10 protein-coding genes are annotated in these 9708 nt (G+C 42.7%); 3 read left to right on the plus strand and 7 right to left on the minus strand.

Annotated features, from left to right (window positions below; all coding sequences use genetic code 11):
* Window positions 1-46 precede the first annotated feature (46 nt).
* From B4H32_RS09360 to B4H32_RS09380, 5 genes are all read right to left on the minus strand, one after another.
* Window positions 47-832, minus strand: a complete 786-nt coding sequence (locus tag B4H32_RS09360) for a thiazole synthase (protein ID WP_262572696.1) — start codon at window positions 830-832, stop codon at window positions 47-49.
* A 22-nt stretch (window positions 833-854) separates the two neighbouring features.
* The gene (thiS, locus tag B4H32_RS09365) at window positions 855-1052 is read right to left on the minus strand and encodes a sulfur carrier protein ThiS (protein WP_004682254.1); all 198 of its coding nucleotides are present in this window, start codon (window positions 1050-1052) and stop codon (window positions 855-857) included.
* Window positions 1053-1061: 9 nt separating this feature from the next.
* Entirely contained in the window at window positions 1062-1427 is a 366-nt protein-coding gene (locus B4H32_RS09370; protein WP_004679527.1) for a DUF423 domain-containing protein, read from the minus strand.
* A 107-nt stretch (window positions 1428-1534) separates the two neighbouring features.
* Window positions 1535-2404, minus strand: a complete 870-nt coding sequence (gene rpoH / locus B4H32_RS09375; protein WP_004679525.1) for an RNA polymerase sigma factor RpoH — start codon at window positions 2402-2404, stop codon at window positions 1535-1537.
* A 131-nt stretch (window positions 2405-2535) separates the two neighbouring features.
* Window positions 2536-2775, minus strand: coding sequence for a sulfurtransferase TusA family protein (locus B4H32_RS09380; RefSeq protein ID WP_286802431.1), 240 nt, complete (start codon window positions 2773-2775; stop codon window positions 2536-2538).
* Between the two features lie 356 nt (window positions 2776-3131).
* Between B4H32_RS09380 and B4H32_RS09385 the strand changes: the two genes are divergently transcribed.
* The 3 genes from B4H32_RS09385 (at window position 3132) to fba (ending at window position 5869) form a co-directional block, all read left to right on the plus strand.
* Window positions 3132-3344, plus strand: a complete 213-nt coding sequence (locus B4H32_RS09385) for a cold-shock protein (protein ID WP_004679521.1) — start codon at window positions 3132-3134, stop codon at window positions 3342-3344.
* A gap of 146 nt (window positions 3345-3490) precedes the next feature.
* Window positions 3491-4642 carry an ATP-dependent RNA helicase RhlB gene (gene rhlB, locus B4H32_RS09390; RefSeq protein WP_286802456.1) on the plus strand — a complete coding sequence of 384 codons (1152 nt, stop codon included), beginning with the start codon at window positions 3491-3493 and terminating at the stop codon, window positions 4640-4642.
* 189 nt (window positions 4643-4831) lie between these two features.
* Window positions 4832-5869 (plus strand): class II fructose-bisphosphate aldolase, encoded by a 1038-nt coding sequence (gene fba, locus B4H32_RS09395; RefSeq protein WP_267979653.1) that lies wholly within the window; start codon window positions 4832-4834, stop codon window positions 5867-5869.
* A gap of 99 nt (window positions 5870-5968) precedes the next feature.
* On the opposite strand, the gene B4H32_RS09400 is transcribed toward fba, so the two are convergent.
* Window positions 5969-7282: a peptidylprolyl isomerase gene (locus B4H32_RS09400; RefSeq protein WP_286802469.1), complete on the minus strand. Its 1314-nt coding sequence runs from the start codon at window positions 7280-7282 to the stop codon at window positions 5969-5971.
* Window positions 7282-9708 (minus strand): LPS-assembly protein LptD (locus B4H32_RS09405; RefSeq protein ID WP_286802480.1); only part of this gene is annotated, 2427 nt, incomplete at its 5' end. The genes B4H32_RS09405 and B4H32_RS09400, both read right to left, overlap by 1 nt.

The following is a 9708-nucleotide window of genomic DNA, read 5'->3' on the forward strand; positions in this document are numbered from 1 at the left end:
TAGGTCGGGGAGGATGTCAAAACAAAATGAATATGTTTTTGATGAACTATTTAAAGAAATAACCTGTTTCAGGTGAGCTTGCATTTGCCATACGCTTACGTGGCATACGGCCTGCAAGATAAGCTTCACGACCTGCTTCAACCGCTTTCTTCATGGCAGAAGCCATTAAGATCGGGTTTTGAGCAGCCGCAATCGCTGTATTCATCAAGACACCGTCACAGCCCAATTCCATTGCAATCGCTGCATCACTGGCTGTACCGACACCTGCATCGACCAGCACAGGTACTTTGGCGTTTTCCTTGATAATCGAAATAGTGTGTGGATTGAGAATGCCTAAACCAGAACCGATCAGGCTACCTAAAGGCATGATTGCCACGCAACCCATACTTTCAAGTTCTTGGGCCACAATTGGGTCATCCGAGGTATAGACCATGATCTCAAAACCATCATCAATCAAGGTTTGGGCCGCTTTCAGTGTTGCAGTGATGTTTGGGTATAAGGTTTTCTCATCACCTAGAACTTCCAGCTTGACCAGATTGTGTCCATCTAAAAGTTCACGCGCCAGCATACAGGTACGGATTGCGCTATCCGCATCAAAGCAACCTGCGGTATTTGGCAGGATGGTATATTTCTCAGGTGGAATCACTGAAAGCAGGTTAGGTTGATCTGCATGTTGTCCGATATTGACTCGACGAATTGCCACCGTCACAATCTCAGCGCCACTTGCCTGAATGGCTAAACCAGTTTCATTTAAATCTTTATATTTGCCTGTTCCGACCAATAAACGAGACTGGAAAGTACGTGAGCCAATAATTAAAGGGGAATCTTGCATGGGCTACTCCATTTTTAGCCGATTAGCCGCCACCAACAGCTTGAATGATTTCAATACGATCTTCGGGAGCAATTGTGGTTTGCTCAAGTTTACTTTTCGGAATGATCTGTTGATTTTTCTCCACAGCGAAGCGTTTACCCTCTAAAGCCAACACCTGAATCAATTGCTGTAGGTTTTCACAAGGCGTGTCAGTCAACTCGCCATTTAAATAGATGTGCATGATAAATCCTTATTTCGCATGCGTAAGCGCTTGCCATGCGAGCAAAAGCCAACCTGCAATCATAAATGCACCACCAATCGGGGTGATCGCACCTAAGATTTTTGGTAGACCAAGTGCCATAATGTACAACGAACCGCAGAAAAAAATGATACCAATTTGCATCAAAATAAAAGGAATTTTTATTGGCAGAGTTGGTGTGGTTTTATGAAGCACACCTAAAATCAGTAAGCCAAGGCCATGATAGAAAAAGTATTGGGTTGCTGTGCTCCACCAAGCCAGTTGCTCAGGTGTGGCAAAAGATTTGAGTCCATGCGCGCCGAAAGCGCCTAACATAACTGCAAGCGCGAGATTTAGCGCAGAGATTGCTATCCACATAATGATAATGGAACTAAAAATTTGATGAACAAACTTAACATATTCGGGTGTTTAAACAAAGCCAGATAAAACAAAAGGGCATGAAAGCCCTTGTGTTTGATGTAATCTTAACTCGCAGACATGGCGGTTTTGATTTTTTCCATTGCATTCTTTTCAAGTTGGCGAATACGTTCTGCAGAAACGTTATATTCAGCCGCAAGTTCATGCAAGGTCGATTTATCATCATCCAGCCAGCGACGTTGTAGAATGTTACGTGAGCGATCATCAAGCTGATCCATGGCCTCATGTAAGGCAGTGGTGCTTTGTTCCTCGTAATCTTCTTCTTCAATCAAGCGCGCAGGATCGTAACGATTGTCTTCCAAATATAGTGCAGGGGCGGTATGTGGAGTATCGTCATCATCATCGCCCTGTGCTTCAAAAGCAGCATCATAAGCGGTTAAACGACCTTCCATTTCAAGCACTTGCTCAGGTGTTACATTCAAATCATTTGCAATTGAGCGTGCTTCTTCTAAGGTCAGTTTTTTACTTGATTTTTTAAGACTACGCAAATTAAAGAATAATTTTCGCTGTGCTTTGGTAGTAGCAATTTTGACAATACGCCAGTTACGAATCACATATTCATGGATTTCGGCTTTAATCCAGTGCACAGCAAAAGAAACTAGACGAACACCCATGTTTGGGTCGAAACGTTTAACCGCTTTCATTAGTCCAAGATTGCCTTCCTGAATCAGGTCACCTTGTGGAAGGCCATAACCTGCATAGCTACGTGCAATATGTACGACAAAACGAAGGTGTGACATTACCAATAGTTTGGCAGCATCAAGGTCTTGGTCATAATAATAACGTTCAGCAAGTTCTTTTTCCTGCTCAGCCGTTAAAATTGGAATTTGATTGACAGTACTGATATATGCACCAAGGTTTACACCTGGCGCAGACAATGACAGGGGCATCAATTGATTGCTGCTGTCAGTAGTCATGGAGTCTCCTTATAGGATGGTATTTAAGTCAACAATTTCATCTTAATGCGAATGTTCTTCATCACTAAGGAAATTTGAGTATAAAAATGTAAATTTAATGCATTTATCTTTAGCTAGAGTTTAGCAAAGAATTACATAGATTCAATTAAATAGTGAAACTCATTCTCTGAAATTTTTTGTGTCAGGCATTGAAGTTGCTGGATCTGGCAATATCGTGTTACATCAATTTCACTATGAGGATCGGACGACTTGAGTAAAAACTGCTGTTTTGCAGGTGCCTTTTTTAAGGCACGTTTCAGCATCAACAGTGGCATTGGGCAGGGCTGCCCTAGGGCATCAATAATCTCAGGTGAACTGGAAATAAGAGTCATAATCGTTTAAACCGCTGAATACGTCATTATCTTAGCAAATTTTCGTGTGACTTTAGAGGGGGGAATCTCATTAAAAAAACAGCTAAATGATTGAAAAAAACAGATAGAAACATTAGAAATAACTTAAAATAAATCTATTAATTATTATAAACCCATGTTAAGCTCGATGCGTTTTAGAAAGTGTTTAATTAAATTTTATTGTATTAAACCCTATAACAAATGGATGTAACCGGAAATTGTTGATAGTTTTACAGAATGATTACAAGCTTTAAAATTATAAATATTTTAAAACCTTGTTGGCTCTGCTGTTTGCAACACCGGAAGGTCCTTATCTTTCAATATCTGAGGATTGACTTATGACAGCTCGTGAACAAGGCGTAGTAAAGTGGTTTAACGACACTAAAGGCTTTGGTTTTATTCAGCGTAATGGTGGTGATGACGTATTCGTTCATTTCCGCGCAATTATGGGCGATGGCCACCGTTCTTTACGTGACGGCCAACGCGTAGAATTCAACGTAGTTCAAGGACAAAAAGGTTTCCAAGCTGAAAACGTTCAGCCTTTAGACTAATTTGTTGCTTTAACCCCCTATAGTTCCCCCTTAATAAGGGGGAAAACAAAGGGGTTATAAAACGCTCCAATCTTATTGGGGCGTTTTTATTTTTTATGGTTTATAATAGCGACTTTCTTTTGCTCATTGATGGTTCGAGTGCATATATGACATCTGGTTTTGAAACCTTAAATTTACATCCGCAGTTAAAAAAAGCGATTGATGCTTTGGGTTTTACACAAATGACCCCAATTCAGCAAAAGGTTTTAAAATATACGTTGGCAGGACATGATGCCATTGGTCGAGCGCAAACGGGTACAGGCAAAACAGCGGCCTTTTTGATTAGCGTGATCAATGATCTACTCAATAATCCTATTCAGGACCAGCGTTTTCGTGGTGAACCGCGTGCCTTGATTCTGGCACCGACACGTGAGTTGGCTTTACAGATAGAAAGTGATGCTCAGGCTTTAACAAAATTCTCAAATTTGCATGTTGTCACTTTGTTGGGTGGTGTTGATTTTGACAAGCAAAAGAAAATGCTGGACAAGAATTTTGTCGATATTATTGTTGCGACTCCTGGGCGACTGATTGATTTTGTGGAGCAAAAAGAAGTCTGGCTTGATAAAATTGAGTTTTTAGTGATTGATGAGGCGGATCGTTTGCTGGATATGGGTTTTATACCTTCAGTAAAACGTATTGTGCGTTATTCGCCATTTAAGGAACAGCGTCAAACATTAATGTTCTCGGCAACGTTTAGCTACGATGTCCTCAATCTTGCACGCCAATGGTTGTTTGAACCTGTTACGGTCGAGATTGAGCCTGAGCAGAAAACCAATGTGGATGTTGAGCAACGTGTGTATGTGGTGGAGAAAAAAGACAAGTACAAGCTTCTGCAAGATATTCTGCGTGATGAACCGATTGATAAAGTCATGATCTTTGCGAACCGTCGGGATCAGGTTCGCCGTTTGTATGACCATCTCAAGCGTGATGGTTATAAGGTTGGGATGTTGTCGGGTGAAATTGCCCAGGACAAGCGTTTAAAGATGCTGGACCAATTCAAGCAGGGCAAGCACAACATTATGATTGCAACCGATGTGGCGGGTCGTGGTATTCATGTGGATGGTGTGTCGCATGTGATTAATTTTACCTTGCCAGAGCAGTCGGATGACTATGTACATCGTATTGGGCGTACAGGTCGTGCAGGGGCGCAGGGCGTAAGTATCAGTTTCCTGTCTGAAGATGATGCTTTTTATTTACCAGAGATTGAAAAGGCGATTGGCAAGAAGCTGCCTTTGACTCGTCTGGATGGGTATTGTTAGTTTTAATCAACCCAGTGTAAGTATGGAAAAGACCAAATTATTCATAAATTTGGTCTTTTTTTATTGCAAAATACAATTCGTTCACCAGATTGCACAAAAGATCAGGGATTTTTTTTGATTTCCTGTGATTAGTTGCTGAATTGAAATAAATCAGCATGTAGAATATGGCGCATTACCTGGGAGGATATTATGGCACTCATCTCAATGCGCCAGCTCTTGGATCACGCTGCTGAACATAACTACGGCGTACCAGCATTTAACGTAAACAACCTAGAACAAATGCGTGCAATCATGCTCGCTGCGGATGCAACAAACTCACCTGTAATTGTGCAGGCTTCGGCTGGTGCGCGTAAATATGCAGGTGCACCGTTCCTCCGTCACCTTATTTTGGCAGCAATTGAAGAATGGCCACATATTCCTGTGGTAATGCATCAGGATCATGGTACCAGCCCTGATGTTTGCCAGCGTTCGATCCAGTTGGGTTTCAGCTCAGTCATGATGGATGGTTCATTGGGTGCAGATGGCAAGACACCAACCTCATACGATTACAACGTTGATGTAACTCGCCGCGTGGTTGCGATGGCGCATGCATGTGGTGTTTCAGTTGAAGGTGAGATTGGCTGTCTAGGTAGCCTTGAAACTGGTATGGCTGGTGAAGAGGATGGTGTTGGCGCAGAAGGCGTACTTGATCACTCTCAACTGCTGACTTCTGTTGAAGAAGCAACCTCGTTTGTGGCAGATACCAATGTTGATGCTCTGGCGATTGCTGTTGGTACTTCACATGGCGCGTACAAGTTTACTCGTCCACCGACAGGCGATATTCTGGCAATTGACCGTATTAAAGAAATTCATGCTGCACTGCCAAACACGCATCTTGTCATGCATGGTTCAAGCTCTGTACCACAGGAATGGTTGGCTGTGATTAACCAATACGGTGGTGATATTAAGGAAACTTACGGTGTGCCTGTAGAGCAGCTTGTGGAAGCAATCAAGCATGGTGTGCGTAAGATTAATATTGATACCGACTTGCGTTTGGCTTCAACGGGTGCAATGCGCCGTATGATGGCTGAAAAACCAAGTGAGTTTGATCCACGTAAATTCTTCGGCGAGACAGTTGAAGCAATGAAGCAAATCTGTATCGATCGTTATGAAGCGTTTGGTACAGCAGGTAATGCTGACAAGATTCGCCCAATTTCTTTAGAGAAAATGGTGGATCGTTACAAATAATCGTTTGTAGTTAAAAAACAGTGGCAAATGCCACTGTTTTTTGTTTGTTGAGGATATAGAAAATACCAGCTTAAACGCTGGCATTTTGATTAAGGTGGGTTATTTTTGTGGAGCCTTGCTATCGAGGTTGGCATCTTTAATTTCAACATAGGCATTGGCACGAAGTTCACGTGTCCAGCTATCCACTTCGGTATCAAACTGACGTTCACCTAAAATCTGGCGAGCCATACGTTCCTGAACTTCCTTGGTCATGTCTTGCTGACGGGTATCGGTGACTTGTAGGATATGCCAGCCAAACTGGGTTTGAAATGGTTTGCTGACTTGTCCAACAGGTGTGTCTTTCATAACCTGTTCAAACTCTGGAACCATCATACCAGGGCTCACCCAGCCGAGACTACCACCATCACGGGCAGAACCTGTATCAGTTGAATAGGTTGCGGCCAATGTTGCAAAATCTTCGCCTGCTTTTACACGCTTGTAAAGACTGTCAATCATTTGCTTGGCACGGTCCAGGGTTACAACTTCTGATGGTTGAATCAGGATGTGGCGGGTCTGGTATTGAGAGACCAGAGCTTTTTGGTCATTCTGTTTGCGTTCAAGTAATTTAAGTACATGAACACCATCACGCACATTGATCAACTCAGTGGTTTGACCTACTTTTAATGGTGTAAGGCGCGCTGAAAGTTCGGTAGGAATATCAGACAGCGGGCGGAAACCCATATCTGCGCCATCAACCTTGACGGTTGAGGTGGATAGCTTTGAGCTAATCGTTTTAGGATCATCACTTGTAGCCAAAGCTTTTTTAACTTCTTGAGCTACTTTTTGGACTTCATCGGTATTTTCACCTGAAATACGCATATGAATGACGTGTGCCTGAATCCCTAAGGCAGCCTGACCTTCAGGAGAATTTAGGAAATTCTCCACATCATGGTCGCTGATTTTAATACGTGACATCACCTGTTGTTGACGCAGGCGGCCAATGGCTAAATCTTCAGCAATTCGGTTACGTAGATTTTCGTAAGTACCAGGCGCAATGGCATCCAGCTTTTGCTGGAAAGCCTCTAATGTGCTGGCACCTGACTGATTCGCAACTTTTAGTACGGCTGCATTCAGGCTTTTCTCGTCTGGTTTAATGCCATAGCGTTTTACTTGCTCTAACTGGGCTTGACGAACGATCAACTGGTCCAGCACCTGCATTTGTAAATACTGTTGAGGTGGGACCGTTTTATTTTGTGCTTTTAGCTGGTGTTCCGTTTCCGCAACTCCTTGCTCTAAGTCACTTTTAAGAATAACACTATCGTCCACAATTGCGACAACCTCATCCGTAGGTTGGGCAAAGCTTTGCATTGATGAAGAAACTAGGGCAGCGAGAACAGTGGCTCTAAAGATATGTTGAAAGTGTTGTATCTTCATTAACGTTGTGTCCAAGATTGATTAATTTTGTTGAAACCTAAAACTCTATTTTCCAGAAGAGAGGCAAGCTTGTTGTTTAAGCCCCCTAAACCTTTCAGGGTAAACTCGGCCATAACTGCACGTTTTTTGCGAACATCTGGAGAGTTTGGATCATCCAGATCGTTATAGTAGGAACGACCATAAACTGAAACAGCCCAACAGCAAGACTCATAATTGATGCCAAGCAGGTACTCACGCATTAGTTTGTTGTCCAGGTCATATTGAGCATGGCCCATGATACGCCAATTATCCTTTACAGGTTGTATAAAGGATGCAACAACCTGATCGTAATAATTCTGACGGTCAGGAATGTCTTTACGGTAGAAATAGCCTAAGTTATATAGGTTGCCCTGACCGCCTGTATAGTAGGCTTGCACATCTCGCTGAGCATTGTCACCATTCGACATCCAAGCTGAATTGGCGTTAATGGTGAAATTCTGGTTGAGCTGACTAGATACACTGACAATAGGACCTGTCTGACGCTGGGTATCAAACTCGTCAGGCTGTTGGTTCAGGCTGACACGTCGATCACTAAAATAATAGCTTTGACCGACACTGGTGCGAATACGCTCCAGACCTTCTGTATCCAATAAACTATAGGTTACACCCAATGACAAAAAGTTGTTGTCATCCAGACGGTCATGGCCATAGAAACGGTAGGGGTTAAAAAGCTGGTCGTAGTTGATCGAGGCTGTGGTTGAGTCAAAGTTTGGATAATCATCCTGCTTTTTATAAGGTGAGTAGGCATAAAAAGCACGTGGCGAAATACTTTGCAGGTATTTGCCCTCTTTTTCAAAAGTGACCCCTGTTGCCAATGTAAACTGGGGTACAACAACAGATTTTTCTAGATCATCAGATTTGGAGAATCCCAAACTTTCTTTTGAGTCCTGATCGTAGAATGTGTTGATGCTGCGTACAGAAACTTCTGGAATCGCATAGAACCATGATGGGGTAATGTAGTTATAACGAACGGCAAACTGGTTATAGATACGTGTACCACTTGATTCCAGAGCTGAATCATCATTAATAGACTTTTTGAAATAGGCAGTATCGTTATTAAATTCATACTGTAATCCTTGTGGATCACCTGTAACGTAATTTAATAAAAATTGCGGCAGTCGGGCATAGGGCTTATCTGCGTCTTTAATGGTTTTATCCAGTGTCTGGAAATCTTCGACTTTCAACTGAGCCTTAAGACCTGGAATACCATTCTGATAGTTCAGTTCCCACGCACGGCGTAGATTCACATCGGTTTTGCTGTTTGGATTATTTTCAAAGTCTGCAAAATAATCCTTATCTGATGCATAGTTATATTCTAAATTGGTCGACCACTGCTTGTTTATCTTCCAGTAATGCAGGAAATGCAGGTCAGCACGGTCTTTGTTGTCATATTGATTGTCATTTGGTAAATATCCGCCCCAGATTTGACCTGAACCAAAATTCTCAGTCATATAGCGGAATGCACCATCCAGCTTGCCGCCACGTCTACTCATAAAGCTTGGGGTAAGCGTTAAGTCGTAGTTTGGTGCCAGGTTAAGATAAACAGGCACGCCAAGCTGTGCACCACCATCATTGGTATAACCAAACGTAGGCGTTAAAATACCTGTGGTACGGCGATCATCAATTGGGAAATTAAAATAGGGTACGGCAAGGATTGGAATATCTTTGACATAAAGTTTGGTATTACGCGTAACACCACGCCCTGTATCCTGATTCAATTCAATTTGTTTTGCCTGAATCTTCCAGGCTGGTTTTTGTCCAGGTGGGCAAGCGGTATAGCTAGCATCTTTCAAGACCACAAGCTTTTCATTTTGACGCTGAATTTGACTGGCATAACCATGTGCATGCTGTTGCTCAGAGATATAGAGACTATTGTTTAAATCACCTGTCTGTGTTTTTAGGTTGTAGACAATCTCATCACTCTGGGTAAGCAGGCCTGATTGTGCAAGTTGTACTCGTCCTTGCGCTTTGGCATGGGTTTGGGTTGCATCAATGGTGACCTGATCTGCACGAATACTGCGTCCTTCCTGATCAATAATGACATTACCTTGTAGGAAAGAATCTCCCTCGGGATTGTAATGACCATAATCAGCAGTAATCACCGAAGTGGTGTTGTTTGGATCGGATGGCTTGGTTTGCGGATTAATCGGGGTAATCCATGTACCCTGACAAAAAGAAGAACTTAAATAGCGATTGTCGCGTAACTGGGCTTCTGCTGCGGTTTTATCGATATAATATTGCTGGAAAAATGCTTCACCCTTATAGCTTTCCTGCTGGGGTTGTACCTGATTTTGCTGGGCGAGGGCTTTAAGCTGTTGATTGTCAAGCGTAGAGACGACATCAGTTGAAGCTGCGAAACCTGACTGAATCGAGCCGCCACACAAAAG

Source organism: Acinetobacter sp. UBA2063, from assembly GCF_002333245.1.
GTDB lineage: Bacteria > Pseudomonadota > Gammaproteobacteria > Pseudomonadales > Moraxellaceae > Acinetobacter > Acinetobacter parvus.